The sequence below is a fragment of the Chryseobacterium sp. 2987 genome (assembly GCF_031456375.1).
GTDB classification, from domain to species: Bacteria; Bacteroidota; Bacteroidia; order Flavobacteriales; family Weeksellaceae; genus Chryseobacterium; species Chryseobacterium vaccae.
Genome location: NZ_JAVDUN010000007.1, coordinates 56,183 through 72,520, shown reverse-complemented (window position 1 = coordinate 72,520; position 16,338 = coordinate 56,183). Strand labels below are relative to the sequence as shown.

The 16,338-nt window shown below is 38.4% G+C and carries 17 protein-coding genes; all 17 read right to left on the bottom strand.

The window, feature by feature from the left end; all coding sequences use genetic code 11:
- Positions 1 to 10 precede the first annotated feature (10 nt).
- The 17 genes from J2Y40_RS19490 to J2Y40_RS19410 all read right to left on the bottom strand — a co-directional run bounded on the left by J2Y40_RS19490 (position 11) and on the right by J2Y40_RS19410 (position 16,280).
- Positions 11 to 1,093 (bottom strand): hypothetical protein, encoded by a 1,083-nt coding sequence (locus J2Y40_RS19490; protein ID WP_310000851.1) that lies wholly within the window; start codon positions 1,091 to 1,093, stop codon positions 11 to 13.
- Between the two features lie 329 nt (positions 1,094 to 1,422).
- Positions 1,423 to 2,808, bottom strand: coding sequence for an NADH-quinone oxidoreductase subunit N (locus J2Y40_RS19485; RefSeq protein ID WP_310000848.1), 1,386 nt, complete (start codon positions 2,806 to 2,808; stop codon positions 1,423 to 1,425).
- 147 nt (positions 2,809 to 2,955) lie between these two features.
- Positions 2,956 to 4,449, bottom strand: coding sequence for a NuoM family protein (locus tag J2Y40_RS19480; RefSeq protein WP_153398106.1), 1,494 nt, complete (start codon positions 4,447 to 4,449; stop codon positions 2,956 to 2,958).
- Positions 4,449 to 6,362, bottom strand: coding sequence for an NADH-quinone oxidoreductase subunit L (gene nuoL, locus J2Y40_RS19475; RefSeq protein WP_310000841.1), 1,914 nt, complete (start codon positions 6,360 to 6,362; stop codon positions 4,449 to 4,451). The genes J2Y40_RS19480 and nuoL overlap by 1 nt, the downstream gene beginning before the upstream one ends.
- Positions 6,363 to 6,365: 3 nt before the next feature.
- On the bottom strand, positions 6,366 to 6,695 hold the full coding sequence (gene nuoK, locus J2Y40_RS19470) for an NADH-quinone oxidoreductase subunit NuoK (protein WP_062702146.1): 330 nt from the start codon (positions 6,693 to 6,695) through the stop codon (positions 6,366 to 6,368).
- Between the two features lie 4 nt (positions 6,696 to 6,699).
- Positions 6,700 to 7,197 carry an NADH-quinone oxidoreductase subunit J gene (locus tag J2Y40_RS19465; protein WP_062702149.1) on the bottom strand — a complete coding sequence of 166 codons (498 nt, stop codon included), beginning with the start codon at positions 7,195 to 7,197 and terminating at the stop codon, positions 6,700 to 6,702.
- Positions 7,197 to 7,754, bottom strand: a complete 558-nt coding sequence (locus J2Y40_RS19460; RefSeq protein WP_153398111.1) for an NADH-quinone oxidoreductase subunit I — start codon at positions 7,752 to 7,754, stop codon at positions 7,197 to 7,199. Before J2Y40_RS19460 ends, J2Y40_RS19465 begins: the two co-directional genes overlap by 1 nt.
- Positions 7,755 to 7,824: 70 nt before the next feature.
- Positions 7,825 to 8,223, bottom strand: a complete 399-nt coding sequence (locus J2Y40_RS19455) for a four helix bundle protein (RefSeq protein ID WP_153398113.1) — start codon at positions 8,221 to 8,223, stop codon at positions 7,825 to 7,827.
- A gap of 86 nt (positions 8,224 to 8,309) precedes the next feature.
- Positions 8,310 to 9,371, bottom strand: coding sequence for an NADH-quinone oxidoreductase subunit NuoH (nuoH, locus tag J2Y40_RS19450; RefSeq protein ID WP_153398115.1), 1,062 nt, complete (start codon positions 9,369 to 9,371; stop codon positions 8,310 to 8,312).
- Between the two features lie 70 nt (positions 9,372 to 9,441).
- Positions 9,442 to 10,443, bottom strand: a complete 1,002-nt coding sequence (locus tag J2Y40_RS19445) for a 2Fe-2S iron-sulfur cluster-binding protein (protein WP_310000836.1) — start codon at positions 10,441 to 10,443, stop codon at positions 9,442 to 9,444.
- A 44-nt stretch (positions 10,444 to 10,487) separates the two neighbouring features.
- Positions 10,488 to 11,369 carry a hypothetical protein gene (locus J2Y40_RS19440; protein WP_153398119.1) on the bottom strand — a complete coding sequence of 294 codons (882 nt, stop codon included), beginning with the start codon at positions 11,367 to 11,369 and terminating at the stop codon, positions 10,488 to 10,490.
- A gap of 8 nt (positions 11,370 to 11,377) precedes the next feature.
- Positions 11,378 to 12,736 carry an NADH-quinone oxidoreductase subunit NuoF gene (gene nuoF / locus J2Y40_RS19435; RefSeq protein WP_310000833.1) on the bottom strand — a complete coding sequence of 453 codons (1,359 nt, stop codon included), beginning with the start codon at positions 12,734 to 12,736 and terminating at the stop codon, positions 11,378 to 11,380.
- Positions 12,737 to 12,838: 102 nt separating this feature from the next.
- Positions 12,839 to 13,348, bottom strand: a complete 510-nt coding sequence (gene nuoE, locus J2Y40_RS19430) for an NAD(P)H-dependent oxidoreductase subunit E (protein WP_103247731.1) — start codon at positions 13,346 to 13,348, stop codon at positions 12,839 to 12,841.
- A 106-nt stretch (positions 13,349 to 13,454) separates the two neighbouring features.
- Complete coding sequence (gene nuoD, locus J2Y40_RS19425; RefSeq protein ID WP_153398123.1) at positions 13,455 to 14,678, bottom strand: NADH dehydrogenase (quinone) subunit D; 1,224 nt, start codon at positions 14,676 to 14,678, stop codon at positions 13,455 to 13,457.
- A gap of 74 nt (positions 14,679 to 14,752) precedes the next feature.
- The gene (locus tag J2Y40_RS19420) at positions 14,753 to 15,247 is read right to left on the bottom strand and encodes an NADH-quinone oxidoreductase subunit C (protein WP_153398125.1); all 495 of its coding nucleotides are present in this window, start codon (positions 15,245 to 15,247) and stop codon (positions 14,753 to 14,755) included.
- A 6-nt stretch (positions 15,248 to 15,253) separates the two neighbouring features.
- The gene (locus tag J2Y40_RS19415) at positions 15,254 to 15,814 is read right to left on the bottom strand and encodes an NADH-quinone oxidoreductase subunit B (RefSeq protein ID WP_153398127.1); all 561 of its coding nucleotides are present in this window, start codon (positions 15,812 to 15,814) and stop codon (positions 15,254 to 15,256) included.
- A gap of 94 nt (positions 15,815 to 15,908) precedes the next feature.
- Positions 15,909 to 16,280, bottom strand: coding sequence for an NADH-quinone oxidoreductase subunit A (locus tag J2Y40_RS19410; protein WP_153398129.1), 372 nt, complete (start codon positions 16,278 to 16,280; stop codon positions 15,909 to 15,911).
- Positions 16,281 to 16,338 lie beyond the last annotated feature (58 nt).

The window sequence follows — 16,338 nt, the reverse complement described above, 5'->3', positions numbered from 1 at the left end:
AGATAGTAAATTATTTTAATTGCTTTTCCAGTGTAAATACTTCTTTTTCAGTTATATTTCCGATCTGGATTTCAAAATTTCCGGTGATTTTCTGAACTTCCAGATCAGTCCGATTGATATAATATTCCGCTTCATGGTGGCAGGCTACGGAATATCCATTAAAAGGTGATGATTCCTGATATTCATGGTTTTTGTCATAAAGCTGATCAAGGTTTCTGTAATCACAGGAAGTTCCTTTCTGAACGATTTTCAGTATTTCATTATCGGTTGTATCCGGTTCTCTGGGTAAAATCCGGTTATACAGTTCGAAACGGATTGGGGAAGCATTGGTCAGCCATGGAAGAAACTCATGGTAAATACCGGAATCTGTCCAGCTTTCATATTGAACGTTATAAAATGAACCGAACAGAAATTGCATGGGCAATGTATTTCGGATACCTGTCAAAATTTGTTTCTTACTTTCAGCTTTCTTTTTTAACTGATTGATATAAGAGGCGGACCATTCATCAGTAAAGTATTTTTTTAAGGCCTCGAGCTCGTTTTTAAGAACTGTTTCCGGATGATGGAATGCTGCCTCTGTAATTTCTCCTGCTTCATTAATTCTGATTTCTAAAGGAAAAATAATTGCTGCACAGGCTTTGGCTAAGCTGGAAATTTTACTGTCTGATTCGTAGCCGTCTTTCATGGAACCAAATTGCTGGACTGAAAAAAGATGCTGGTCTTTTTCATGTCTCAGATACTTCAGTTCTGTCTGGTACAGATAATTGGACAACAGGGTATTATCCTGATATTTCTGATGTCTGACTGTATAGCTGCCCTCCATCAAAGGAATTTTAAATGGGATTTTCCCGTGTGGCGGATGATAATAGAGGCTGTCACCGTTTTCATTGATCTTTTTATTGAGCTTTTTTATTTCATCACCAAAGGGAATATGGAGAAGAGTACCGGTTTTCAGTTTTACAGGATCTACAAGCCGATCATACAATGCACAATGGGTATTATGAAAATCTTTGATATATTTCGGGTTCTCTACTTTCAGATCAGAAGCAATCTTCTCTAAGGTATCGCCCGGAAGTGTCATGTAGGTGATCATGTGATAATGTGTTTTTAATGATTAATAAGTTGACCGTTATAGTTCTAGACAACGGGATTTATTTATCAGAATGTAATTTATAAAAAATTCCATAAAAAAAACTTCCAAATCATGTGAAAGGTTTATTAATAAAGCAATTATCCCTGAAAACAGGGAGTAATTTTATACATTGAATCTATTTATCTGGGAAGAAATTTTCTTTATTTTGATTTATTTGCAATAGTAATTTTCATCTTCCACTTAAAAAAACGAATCAAGATAAAAACGAATTGATACAAAAAAACCTCTCAGTTGCCTGAAAGGTTTTGTGTTATATGTTTAATATTCGCTTATAATCCAAACTGCTTTGCAAACAGATCCGGGAAAACTCCCAGGAGGATAATGGATACAATAACGAATACCGCTACAATATTATAAGTAACTGTTACTTTTTCTGAAGACTTGAATGTTGATTCTTTAAAGAAGAACATCGCAATGATCATTCTTAAATAGTAAGCAATGGAAAGGGCGGACCCCAAAACAGCTACCAACACTAAGAAAACTCCGTGCTTTGAATTCATCGCCTGGGAGAATAAAGCAAATTTACCCATGAAACCTGCAGTTAAAGGAACTCCGGCCATTGAAAGCATAGAGATTGCTGCTGCTATTGCCAGTAAAGGCTCAGTTTTAGCAAGACCCTTGAATGCTCCGAATGAAGTTTCTCTTTTCAGTTTTTCTACCCAGATCAGGCACATGAAAACTCCTACTGTAGATAGTGAATAAGCAAATAAATAAAATGCTAAGTTATAAGTAGAAAGGCTTGTCATACCGAAGAATACCAATCCGATATATCCTGCATGGGAAACAGAAGAGTAAGCAAGCATTCTTTTTGCGTTCGTTTGTGCAAGACCCATAACGTTGGCCAAAAGTAAGGTGATGATTAAGAATACCCCCAATACATTGATCCAGTCCTGGGTAACTCCTGCAAAACCAATCGTCATTAATCTGAACAGAGCAAAGAATCCGGAGATTTTCACCACACTCGCCATAAAGGCTGTAATCAGGGAAGGGGCACCTACATATACGTCAGGGCTCCACATATGGAAAGGGGCTAAAGCTACTTTGAATGCCAGTGCACAAAGGATAAGCAATACCCCTAGGATGAACATAACATTTGTAGTGTTGGCCAATCCGAATTCATGGATCTTATATAAATCAAAACTTCCGGCACTTCCGTAGATGAATGCAATACCGAACAGTAAAAAACCTGTTGCGAATGCACCCATTAAGAAATACTTAATTGAAGCTTCGTTGGATCTTAAATCAGTTTTGTTGGCTCCGGCCATTACATATAATGGGATAGAAAGAATTTCAACACCTAAGAACATGGTTACTAAGTTCTGGTATCCGAAAAGAACAATTCCTCCAACTAATGCAAAAAGCATCAGGGCATATAATTCCGACTGGTGGCTTCTGTGGTTGCTGAATGCAAAACCTCCGAGAAAGAATAACAATAAGGTGGTTACAATTGATATTTTAGTGAACAAAGCTGTATTAGCCGTATATTCATACATATGTCTGTACTTTTCGAAGAAAGCACATTCTGGCATGAAACTTACGTACAATGCGATGATCAATCCCAAAATCCCAATGTATCTTGCGAATTTTCCCTGTTCAAAAACTCCCGAAAATAACGCAACAACTGCCGTTAGGAAAACAATAATTAAAACACTCATAATATAGATTTGAGAGGCGAGATTTAAGTTTAAAGGCTTAAAAGTTTAGAGTTTCCGGTTCAGAACCTTCCGTCTCTTATCTCTTTGTCTTTTACCTTTAGTCTTCTCTGATCTCTTATTTTTTAATTTTTAAATCTTTTAATTTTTTTAGTTAGCCATCGCTGTGTAGATAAACTTCACCGAACTGCCTACCATATCGATCACCGGCTGTGGATAAATACCCAATAGGATCACGAAAACCGCTAAACTTGCCAATACAGAGAATTCTACACCGGAAAGATCTTTTGCTGTGCTTAGAACTGCTTCATCACCTTCACCGAACATTGCTTTTCCGTAGAATCTCAACAGGTATACCGCACAAAGAATTATCGTAAGACCTGCAATCACTGCCGCCAATCCGTTGAAATCATATACTGCTTTTAACAGGATAAATTCTCCGATGAATCCATTGGTCAACGGAACTCCCATTGATCCCAGGATAATGATCAGGAATAACACGGCAAATTTTGGAGCTACTTTTGCTAAGCCTCCCATTTGTCTGATATCTCTTGACTTAAATCTCTTATATAAAATATCACAACAGTAAAACAATCCTACTACGTTGATACCGTGAGCAAAAGTTTGAACCAAAGCACCTTCAGCACCTTCAATATTGAATGTTCCTCTTAGAGTAATCACTGCTGAAGCGAAGATTCCCGCTACCATTAATCCAACGTGAGAGAAAGAAGAATAAGCAATAATTCTCTTCATATCGGTCTGGATGATCGCGATAAGTGCACCGTGAACAATTCCCACAATAGCAAGGATGATTACAATCTGTCCTGAGATTCCTGCAATTGGAAGTGGAGTGATTGGAAGTAAATAACGCATTACCCCGTACACCGCCATCTTAAGCATGATCCCTGATAACAACATCGATCCCTGAGTAGGAGAGTAGGTATAGGTATCAGGCTGCCAGGTATGGAAAGGGAATACCGGTAATTTCACTGCGAAGGCAAAGAAAATGAACCAGAATACCACCGTCTGCTGTGTTTCGTTAAGCTGAGCATTATACAGGTCTGTAAGTTCGAATGATGCAGAGTGGTTGTACACATAGATCAATCCTGCCAGCATGAATAATGAACCAACGAATGTATAAACGAAGAATTTCGTAGTGAATTCAAATCTTTTATTTTCCTGACCCCAAAGTCCGGCAATGAACCAGATCGGAATTAAGGTTACCTCCCAGAAAATGTAGAACAATAGTCCGTCTAAAGAAGTGAACACTCCTACAAGACCAAACTGCATTAACAGAATCAGACCGTAGAATGTATTTCTGTAGTTTACATTTTCATTGAAAGATGATAAAATAATGATTGGCGCTAAAATGTTCGTCAATAATAAAAGCAGCATGCTCATTCCGTCAATTCCGAAATGCAGAGTGCTTTTTATGAATTGAGACCACGGGTAATTGATTTCATGCTGCAATACACTGTCTACGGTTGGATTAAAATCGAAATCCGAAATAATGTAGAATGTTACAAGCATCTGGATCAATGCAATTCCCAGCGCCAAATATTTGCTGGAATTATTCTTCCAGGCAAAAACTAATCCCGAACCTACAAGAGGTAATAGTAATAATGTTAATAATAAACCAGACATTATTGTAATATAAAGTTAACAATCAGTATAATTCCCACAGCTAAAGACATGATAAGGATATAAGTCTCTACATTTCCGTTCTGGATGCGCTTCATTGCTTTTCCGCTGTCTTCAGCGCCTTCGCCTACGAAGTCTACAAAACGGTCTAAGATCCCTTTATCAAACATCTTTCCTCCGCGTCCTAATCCTTCAACAGTTTTTACAATCAATGCATTGTAAAGTTCGTCTACATATAGTTTTTTAGCAGAAAGCTTTTCCCATCCGGTATAGCTTTCTTCTGCAAGAGCCATTTTTTTCTTTTTCACGTAGGTGTTTCTTACGATAAACCATACAGAGAAGAACATTAGTACTGTTGCTGCTAATAAGATCATTTCAGTATTGAAAGGTACTCCGGAAAGAGTAGCTTCCATCTGCTTGTAGCTTTGCTCGGTAAGAACCGGTTTAAGCCATTCCATCAGCTTGGCATAATGTCCGTGACCGATGAAGTGTGGAAGGTTAATGAAACCTCCAAGTACAGAAAGGATAGCCAATACGATCAATGGTAATGTCATATTAGACGGGCTTTCATGTAAGTGGTGTTTTTGCTCTTCAGTACCTCTGAATTCTCCGTGGAAAGTCAGATAGTACAGTCTGAACATATACGTTGCTGTCATAGCTGCTAAAACAAATAAGATTACCCAGTACATCGGGTTTTTAGCGAAAGCAGCGACTAAAATTTCGTCTTTGGAGATCATCCCTGATAATAAAGGGAAACCTGAAATGGCTAATGTTCCGATAAGGAAAGTAGCGTGGGTAAGAGGAATGTATTTTTTTAGACCTCCCATGAAACGCATATCCTGTTCGTTGCTCATCGCGTGGATCACAGAACCTGCTCCTAAGAACAATAAAGCCTTAAAGAACGCGTGCGTCATTACGTGGAACATCGCTGTGGTATAAGCTCCAAGACCTAAAGCAATGAACATAAATCCAAGCTGTGAAACGGTAGAGTAGGCCAATACTTTTTTGATGTCGTTCTGACGAAGGGCATAGAAACCAGCCAAAGCAGCCGTTAAAAATCCGATGAATAAAATTCCTCCCTGTACTGTAGGGGCTAACGTAAATAAGAAGTTAGATCTCACTACTAAATAGATACCTGCCGTAACCATCGTTGCCGCGTGGATTAATGCAGATACAGGAGTTGGTCCGGCCATCGCGTCCGGTAACCATGTATATAAAGGAACCTGAGCCGATTTACCGGTTGCACCGATGAATAAACTCGCTGTAATAAAGATAATTACTGTTCCGTCCAATTCAAATTTTGAAGAATTCTGAGCTACCGTAAGATAATCTACAGCATTCGTCTGAGAAGCAATCATAAAGATACCGATCAGTAACGCAAGGTCACCAATTCTGTTCATGATGAAAGCTTTTCTTGCCGCTTTACCGTATTCCTCGTTGGTATACCAGAATCCGATCAGTAGATAAGAACAAAGACCTACACCTTCCCATCCAATGAAAAGAATAAGGTAGTTGCTTCCCATTACCAAAAGTAACATAGAGAAAATGAAAAGATTCAGATAAGTAAAGAACTTATAGAATCCTTTATCGTGGCTCATATATCCGATAGAGTATAAGTGGATCAGGGAACCGATACCTGTAATGATCATGACCATCATTAAAGAAAGCTGATCGATCTGGAATCCGAAATTAATCTGAACCCCGTTTACTCTGAACCATTCAAAAGCTCTTACGATTACCGGCTGGCTTTCAGAATTGAAATTCATGAAAAGACTTACAGCAATACAGAATGATCCGAAAACCATGGCTGTTGCCAAAGAACCCACCACTATTTTCGGAAGATTTTTCCCGAATAAACCGTTAATAAGAAACCCTAAAAGTGGTAAAAGTACTATTGCATACACTAAATTTTCCATTCCTTATCCTCTTAATTTATTAAATATACTTACATCTACAGAACGGGTATTTCTATACAGCATAGCAATAATTGCAAGACCTACCGCAACTTCTGCAGCAGCCACTACCATAATGAAGAAAACTAAAAGCTGTCCGTCTCCGTTTCCTTTATACGCTGAAAAAGCAGCCAATAAAAGGTTTACAGAATTCAGCATAAGCTCTACACAGCCCAAAATAACAATAGCATTTTTTCTCAAAAGTACTCCAAGCACTCCCAGACAGAATAATACTGAACAAAGAATGATGAAATAATTCAGAGGGATGCTTTGTATAAATGTATTTACTTCTCCCATAATTTTATAAATCTTTTTTACCGATTAATACCGCACCTACAATACCTGCCAAAATCAGGATAGAAGCAAGTTCAAACGGTAAAACATATTCATTAAACAAAAGTCTGCCCAGATTTTTCGTAAGACCAACCCCTTTATCTACATTTTCCAGTACAATGTGGTTGTCGCTTACTCCTCTGAATACACCTAAAACTCCAATTAACAGAAGACCTGCCGTAAAAACTCCAACAAATTTTAAAGTATTGTTCTTCTTACTTTCGTCTTGCTTATTAAGGTTAAGCATCATCAGGATATAAAGGAATAATACCATGATGGCACCGGCGTATACTATAATCTGAATGATTGCCAGGAACTGTGCATTAAGAAGAATGTACATTCCCGCAATGGAAAACATCGTAACAATTAATGATAGAATAGCATAGAGAGGATTTCTTGCAAACACGAAATACACCGCACTTGCCACTGCTAAAAACGCCACCAAGAAAAATAAAAACTGATCCATTATTTTACCGCATTTTTTTGTTTCTCGGATTGTCTGGTCGTGATGTCAATCCTTTCATTTATTTTTTCAACTAATTTATCTTTTCCGTAAATGAAAGAACCTCTGTTGGTTTCCACATCCACCAATCTGTCGGTAAGATAGATGGCAGATTTCGGACAAGCTTCTTCACACATACCGCAGAAGATACATCTCAGCATATTGATTTCATATACTGAAGCATATTTCTCTTCTCTGTAAAGACCTTTTTCTTCTTTTGTTCTTTCTGCAGCAGTCATGGTAATGGCTTCTGCAGGACAGGCTACGGCACAAAGTCCACAGGCTGTACATCTTTCTCTGCCTTCCTCGTCTCTTTTCAGAACGTGCTGGCCTCTCCAGATGGAAGCTCTCGGTTTCTTTACTTCCGGATACGAATATACTGCGGGAGCACCTTTTATCACGGTTCTTACAGCATGCTTAAATGTAATCCCCATTCCTGTAAAGATCGCAGGAAGGTAGATTTTTTCAGCAAGGGTCATTTCTTTATTGGAAACAACTTTTGATCTGTTAGTTAATTTCATTATATAATTTGAAATTTGAAGTTTGAGATTTGAAATGTATTGAAAATTTTATCTCTCAAACCCTTAATTATTAATTATTATTTCTTTTAAATTTATTTCCGTTGTGTTCTGTCATTTTCAGATAACTGATAAATCCTGACAGTTTTTTAGACAAAGATATTGTTTGGCTTTTTAAAAAATTAAAAACTTCTTCATCTAAATAATTTCGGTCAAAAGCTCTGATCAATTGAGAACGAACTTCTCCTGCAGAACCTTTAGACATGGTAAGAAAGTTTATCAATTCTTTATTACCTTCTCTTTCAAACCCTTCGGCTATATTATCCATAATTGATGCAGATGATCTGTCAATCTGGTTTTTATCATGGTTTAGAAATTTTGGATTCAACAAACATTCTTTCTGAATCAATTGGCAAAGACTTCTTGACTGCTGCCATATTTCCAAATCTTCAAAATTATTTATCGTTGCCATATTTGATATTTGAAATTATTACTCTTAAAATTACTAATTTAAAGTCATTTCGCTGAATCTCAAATTTCAAACATCAAATCTCAAATTTACTGGAACGCTAAAATTACAGCACCTGTAACTAATAGGTTCACTAATGCCATAGGAATAAGAGTTTTCCATCCTAAGTGCATTAACTGGTCATATCTGAATCTAGGAAGCGTCCATCTGATCCACATGAAGATCAGGATTCCGATTACTGTTTTCGTTAAGAAAGCAACAATACTTAAGATTCCTGCAGCGTTTTCTCCCCAGTTCTGAGTTACCCATTCAATTCCAGGGTAGTTGTAACCTCCGAAGAAAAGAACAACCATGAATGCATTGGAAATAAACATGTTCACGTATTCACCGAACATATAAAGTCCCAGCTTCATGGAAGAGTATTCCGTAGAGTATCCTGTTACCAATTCAGATTCACATTCAGGTAAATCGAAAGGGTGTCTGTTGGTTTCTGCCAAAGCAGCTACAAAGAAAACAAGGAAGGCAATAGGCTGATAGAAAATATTCCAGTTCATTCCGGAACCCCAGGGAATAATTCCCCATAATTTTCCACCAGTCTGGCTTTCTGTAATTTCTTTTAAATCTAAACTTCCTGTCATCATAATGATAGAAAGAAGGGCTAATCCCATCGCCAATTCATAAGAAATCATCTGTGAAGAAGCACGGATAGCACCCAGTAGTGAGTATTTGTTGTTCGAAGCCCAACCTCCGATCATAATTCCGTATACCCCGATAGAAGCCATTCCGATAATGAAAAGAACTCCCACGTCAATATTCGCAACCTGAAGATCAAAAGAAGTACCTGCAATATTTAAACTTTTACCCCAAGGAATAACCGCCCCAGTGATTAATGAAATAAACATTACTAAAGCTGGTCCCAATACGAAAAGAAATTTTTCAGCATTGGCAGGCGTAAAGTCTTCTTTAAAGAAGAATTTTCCACCGTCAGCAAGAGGCTGCAGCAATCCGAAAGGTCCTGCTCTGTTAGGACCAATTCTATCCTGCATAATAGAGGCCACTTTTCTTTCCGCCCAGGTAGAGTAGGCTGCAATCGTCAACGATAGCAGGAAAAGCGCTAGTACAAGTATAAGTTTAAATGTTAGTAAATCCATTCTGAATTTTAGATTTTAGATTTTAAATTATAGATTAATGAATTCATTTATAATTTAAAATTTATAATTTTTATAAATTTTCGTCTTTTTCGCTGATTTCTTTCGCCATTGGGTTATCCAGAACTCTCAGCTCATCTTTAGGCTTTTCATAGTGGTTCAATGAAATAACAGAATGTCTGTCGATATGTCTTGGCCCCTCAATGTTCCAATCTGATAAAGCTTTTCTTTCGAAACGACAGGTATCGCAGATGAATTCTTCAACTTCACCCCACTGGTCTTTTCTGGCTGTTACTCTAACGATTTCGTCACCTTTCATCCAAACTACAGCTTTTCCTGAGCACTTATCACATTTACATGAAGCATTCATTGGTTTTGTAAACCATACTCTGCTGGCAAAACGGGCTGTTCTGTCTGTTAACGCTCCAACCGGGCACACGTCGATAACGTTTCCGATGAAGTCATTATCCAAAGCTTTATTTAAATAGGTTGAAATTTCAGCGTGATCTCCTCTGAAAAGAATTCCGTGTTCTCTTGAATCGGTAAGCTGATTAGCGGTAAGAACGCATCTTGCACAAAGAATGCAGCGGTTCATATTCAATTTGATGTTCGGACCAAGGTCGTCAGCTTCGTAGGTGTTTCTTTCGAACTCGGTTCTTGTGTTCTCTACACCATGCTCATATCCTAAATCCTGAAGGTGACATTCTCCGGCCTGGTCGCAGATAGGGCAGTCCAGCGGGTGGTTTACCAATAGGAATTCGGTTACTGCTTTTCTTCCTTCCTGAGCCTTTTCGGAGGTAAGGTTTTTCACTTCCATTCCGTCCATTACATTGGTTCTGCAGCTGGCAACCAATTTAGGCATTGGGCGCGGATCTGCTTCAGATCCTTTAGAAACTTCCACAAGGCAGGTTCTGCATCTTCCTCCACTGGTTTCCAATTTGCTGTAGTAGCACATTGCAGGAGGTACAGATTTTCCGCCGATTTGTCTTGCAGCTTCCAGAATAGAAGTTCCAGGCAGTACTTCGGTGGTCTGTCCGTCTATCGTTATTTTGAATTTTTTAACCTCTTCGCTCATATTCTATGCTTTTCGCTTATGCTTTTAGGGCGTTAAGCTCTATTTTAATTATACTTCTTCGTGTTAAATGTATATCCTACTCCTGCAAGAACCTGTCCGAAAACAAAGTCCTGTCTTGCTTTATCAGGTTTATTATTTAATGTAGTTTTAATATCCCACATATTAATATATCCTGCTTTGGCTTCTGCTCTGATCATCCAGTTTTTCCAGAAAACCAGGTTAAGACTGGATCTTAAATCGGCTCCCATACCTGCAACGTGAAAACGGTCACTTCTTTCATTTCCAAAAAGCTTTATATTACTTTTCGGGAACATCACTCCGAGCCCGGCTCCGTAAGACCATACCAGATCTATATTTTTCTTATGAATAAGGTTTTTATATTTTTCTAAACCTAAATTCTCATAATTAAGTCCATCTGTATGTTCAAAGGTAAGAAACTGAGAGTCTGATAAGTCCACTTGTCCGTTCTGTACCATTCCTGCATATTTGGGATCTGAAATAGTTCCTGAAAAATCAACCGTCTGGTTCTGTTTCATTACATATTTCATGTGGTCTATTCCTAAAACAAGAGCCAGATCATCTTTTATAAAATATCCGAGTCTGAAATTATACTGGGTTACAGTAAACCAGCTTGGATCAATATAAACGATTCCGAACTTGGTAGGTTTATCCCTTGCCTGCACATTATTCAGCTGAAAATCATAACCGTTTCCTGAAAAATGGATATCAGAATTACTGAAAGCTCCTCTGTTCCAACCGTAGAAAACGAAAACCTGACCTTTTTTGCTCAATGGTAGAGGCTTTTCTTTCTTTTCAGCTTTATATGGAGTTACCTCCAATTTATATTCTTTGTCTAATGTATCTTTTTTTATTTGCCCAAAAGCAAAACCTGACATCATTAAGCCGACAACTAATAACTTCTTCATTTTTTTAGCTACGCATTTTTTTCAACAGCCGGAATAGGATCTGCATAATTTGCCAATCCATAGTTTTGTGTCTGAGCCAATTCAGGGTTTTTCACATGCCATTCAAATTCATCTCTGAAGTGACGAATCGCCGCTGCAACCGGCCATGCTGCTGCATCACCTAACGGACATATCGTATTTCCTTCAATTTTTCTCTGGATATCCCAAAGAAGGTCGATGTCTTCCATTTTTCCTTCTCCTTTTTCTATCTTCTTCAGAATTTTGTGCATCCATCCTGTTCCTTCACGGCAAGGTGTACATTGTCCACAGCTTTCGTGATGATAAAATCTCGCTAACGTCATGGTATGTTCTACCACACACTGGTCTTCATCTAAAACAATAAAACCTCCTGAACCCATCATGGTTCCGGTAGCGAAACCACCGTCTGCCAATGACTCGTAGTTCATGTATCTTGGTTCTCCGTTTACCGTTCTCAGTAATAAGTTAGCCGGAACAATCGGAACGGAACTTCCTCCAGGAATACAGGCTTTTAATCTTTTCCCGTCTTTAATTCCGCCACAGTATTCATCAGAGTAAATGAATTCTTCTACCGTGATCGTCATATCAATTTCATACACTCCCGGTTTGTTAATGTTTCCACAGGCAGAAATTAATTTTGTCCCTGTAGATCTTCCTACCCCGATTTTAGCGTATTCAGCACCTGTAATATCAATAATAGGAACGATAGCCGCAATAGATTCTACGTTATTTACTACCGTTGGTCTTTCCCAAAGTCCCTTTACAGCCGGGAAAGGAGGTTTCAGTCTTGGATTTCCTCTTTTTCCTTCAAGGGATTCAAGCAATGCGGTTTCTTCACCACAGATGTAAGCTCCTCCTCCTCTCTGAACGTAGATTTCAAGATCGAATCCTGTTCCTAAAATATTTTTACCTAAGAATCCTGCTGCTTTGGCTTCTTCAATCGCTTCTTCTAAAATATCAGGAATCCATGAATATTCCCCACGGATGTAGATATAAGAAACGTTTGAGCCTAAACAGTAAGATGAAATAAGCATTCCTTCAATCAAAAGGTGAGGAAGGAATTCCATCAAATATCTGTCCTTGAATGTTCCGGGCTCAGATTCATCTGCGTTCACCACAAGGTGTCTTGGAACGCCTTCTGGTTTTGCCAGAAAGCTCCATTTCATTCCTGTTGGGAACCCGGCTCCACCACGTCCTCTCAATCCTGAAGTTTTTACTTCTTCAAGAATTTCATCAGGAGTCATTTTCAAGGCCTTTTCAGCTGCTGTGTACCCTCCCTGCTTACGGTAAGTTTCAAAGTAGCGGATGCCTTCTATATGTGCGTCTTTAAGTAAAAGTTTTTTACTCATTGTTATTTGCTTATTGCAATTGGCTTTTGGCTTCTTGCATTAATTATTATTAAACGTTAAGTGAATAATTTAAAATCTAAAAATTAGAATTTAAAATTTCTATTAGTCTAAAGCAATCTGTCCCTGTCTGCAAAGATCAAGGATTTCGTCTACTTTTTCTATCGTTAAATTTTCATGAAAGAATTTTCCAAGCTGCAGCATTGGTGCATATCCGCATGCTCCAAGACATTCTGCCGGTTTCAGGGTGAACATCCCGTCTTCAGTAGTTTCACCGTCTTTGATGTTCAGTTTGGTTCTGATATGGTCCAGAATTTTTTCGCTTCCACATACCATGCAAGGTCCTGTACGGCATACTTCCAATACATATTTTCCTACCGGTTTCATGTTGAACATCGTATAGAAAGTAGCCACTTCATATACTTCAATCGGCTTGATACTTAGTAATCCGGCAACATAATCCATTACAGGAACGTCCAGCCATCCTCCGAATTCTTTCTGTGCTAAATGCAGAACAGGAAGAAGAGCAGATTTTTGTCTTCCTTCAGGATATCTTGCGATAATTTTGTGTACCTGTGCTAAACTTTCCGGTTTAAAAGCTATTGTTTCGCTCATTTTTTATCTAAGATTTCAGATGTCAGATTTCAGACATCAGATTTTAAATTTATATGTAAAGCTAAGTGTCTAGCATCTGAAAATCAGATATCTGACATCTTATTTTTTATGCGTCTAATTCTCCCGCAATAATATTCATACTACACATCGTTACAATGGCATCTGAAATTACAGAGCCAGTAATCATTTCAGGATATGCCTGATAGTAGATAAAACAAGGTCTTCTGAAGTGAAGTCGGTAAGGGCTTCTTCCTCCGTCACTCACTAAATAGAAACCTAACTCTCCGTTTCCACCTTCTACAGCATGGTAAACTTCTCCTTTTGGTACATCTGTTTCTCCCATGACAATTTTGAAGTGGTAGATCAGTGCTTCCATTTTCTGATATACATCTGCCTTTTCAGGAAGATAGAAGTCCGGAACGTCTGCGTGGAACGGACCTTCCGGAAGGTTTTCGTATGCTTGTTTGATAATTTTAAGGGATTCCCAGATTTCCTGCTGACGAACCATGAAACGGTCGTAAGTATCTCCTGAAGTTCCTACAGGAATAATGAAGTCGAAATCTTCGTAGGAAGAATAAGGCTGTGCAACTCTTACATCGTAGTCTACACCTGCTGCACGTAGGTTAGGACCTGTGAATCCGTAGCTTAATGCTCTTTCTGCAGAGATCGCTCCGGCACCAATCGTTCTGTCCATAAAAATTCTGTTTCTTTCTAATAAAGTACAGAATTCTTTAAATCTTGGCGGGAAGGTTTTTAAGAAGTCTTGTAATAACTCATGGAATTTCGGGGTGAAATCTCTTTCAAAACCTCCAATTCTTCCCATATTGGTGGTCATTCTGGCACCGCAGATCTGTTCGTACATATCGTAGATACGCTCTCTTTCGATGAACATATAGGTAAGACCTGTGATGGCTCCTGAATCCATTCCGGTTACCCCGTTACAGATCAGGTGGTCGCCGATTCTTGCAAGCTCCATCAGAATAACACGCATATAGTCTACACGTTTAGGAACTTTTATACCGATCAGCTTTTCTACTGTCATATGCCATCCTAAGTTGTTAATAGGGGCAGAACAGTAATTCATACGGTCAGTAAGGGTAGTGATCTGAGAATAATTTCTTCTTTCGGAAATTTTTTCAAAGGCTCTGTGGATGTATCCTACGGTTTGTTCTGCGTGAAGGATTCTTTCACCATCCATGGTAAGGATATTCTGAAAGATCCCGTGAGTAGCAGGGTGGGTAGGTCCTAAATTGAGGGTATACAGCTGCCCGTCAATCTGTTCCTTACTTTCGTACTGGTTGAGTATATTAGATAATGAGTTATCTTTCATAATTTAAATGCTTTAGGCTATAGGCTTTAGGCTTTAAGCTTACCGCTTATTGCTTACTGCTTATTGCATTATTTTTATCTTCCGAACATACTGTCATTCTTATCCGTTCTGGTTCCGTCTTCAAGGCGGTATTCCTTCAGCATCGGATGGTATCCTAGATCTTCCATATTCAGGATTGGTCTCAGGTCAGGATGTCCTTTAAATTTAATTCCGTAGAAATCGTAAGTTTCTCTTTCCATCCAATTGGCTCCGGCATACAGCTCTACCAATGAATCTACTTCAATATTTTCTCTTGACATGAAAATTTTCAGACGAAGCCTGAAATTGGTCATCATATTCTGAAGATGATACACCACGCCAATCTCTTTTTCAGGAAATTCAGGATAGTGGATTCCACAGATATCGGTAAGGAATTTTATTTCTAATGATGAATCTCTCAGGTAATGAACGATTTTTTTGATGTCTTCTTTCTTTACTTCAATCGTCAACATTTCATAAGGTTCTGAACTTGAAATTACAGACTCCGGAAATTCTCTAGTGATTGCTTCTAATACAAATTCGTTTGTCATTTCCGTTTAGTTGCTTATGTTGTAAGAATCCAATAATTTCTGATATTCTGGCATATCTCTTCTTCTGATGCTTTCGCTTTCAGCAAGAGCCTGTACCTGCATTACCCCTTCAATGATCTGCTCCGGTCTTGGAGGACACCCCGGAACATATACGTCTACCGGAATAATCTTATCGATTCCCTGAAGTACAGAGTAACTGTCAAAAATACCGCCGCTGGAAGCACAGGCTCCAACTGCTACCACCCATTTCGGCTCTGCCATCTGAGTGTAAACTTCTTTTAGGACAGGTCCTAATTTTTTCGATATAGTTCCACAAACCATCAGCATGTCTGCCTGTCTTGGTGAGAAAGAGTTTCTTTCCATACCAAATCTTGAAGCATCATATGTTGGGTTCAGGGTAGCCATAAACTCGATACCACAACAAGAGGTTGCAAAAGGTAACGGCCAAAGAGAAAACTTTCTTGCCATCCCGATTACACTGCTCAGTTTCGTTGCGAAAAACCCTTCTCCTTCAAATCCTTCCGGAGCAGGTGCATCTGTTCTTATTACTGGTTTTTTATCTGACATTTCTTTTAATTTTAGATTTTGAATTATAGATTTTAGATTAAACTTCTGGGAGTCAATAATCCAAAACTCAAAATTTATAATTCATAATTTTTTTTTATTTATCCCAATCCAATGCGCCACGCTTCCAGACATAGAAAAATGCCATGAAGAAAATTGCTACGAAGGTAAGTACGGCCAGGAATCCTTCTAATCCAAATTCTCTGAAATTAACCGCATATGGGTAAAAAAATACGATTTCAATATCGAATAGTACGAACAATACCGCAGTCAGGAAGTACTTAATGGAAAACGGTGTTCTTGCGTTTCCTTCCACAGGAACTCCACATTCCCAACTTTGGTTTTTTACAGAATTTCCTTTTTTCTGCTTTGGTCCCAGAAAATGTGCTCCAAGCAAAGAAACGGCTACAAATCCTATAGCAACACCCGCTTGAATCAGGATTGGAATATAACTTTCAGGTAAATTCATTTTTGCATTATTATCTCAATTTGCAAATTTAGCGAATAAACAAGAAAGCATGAAATTT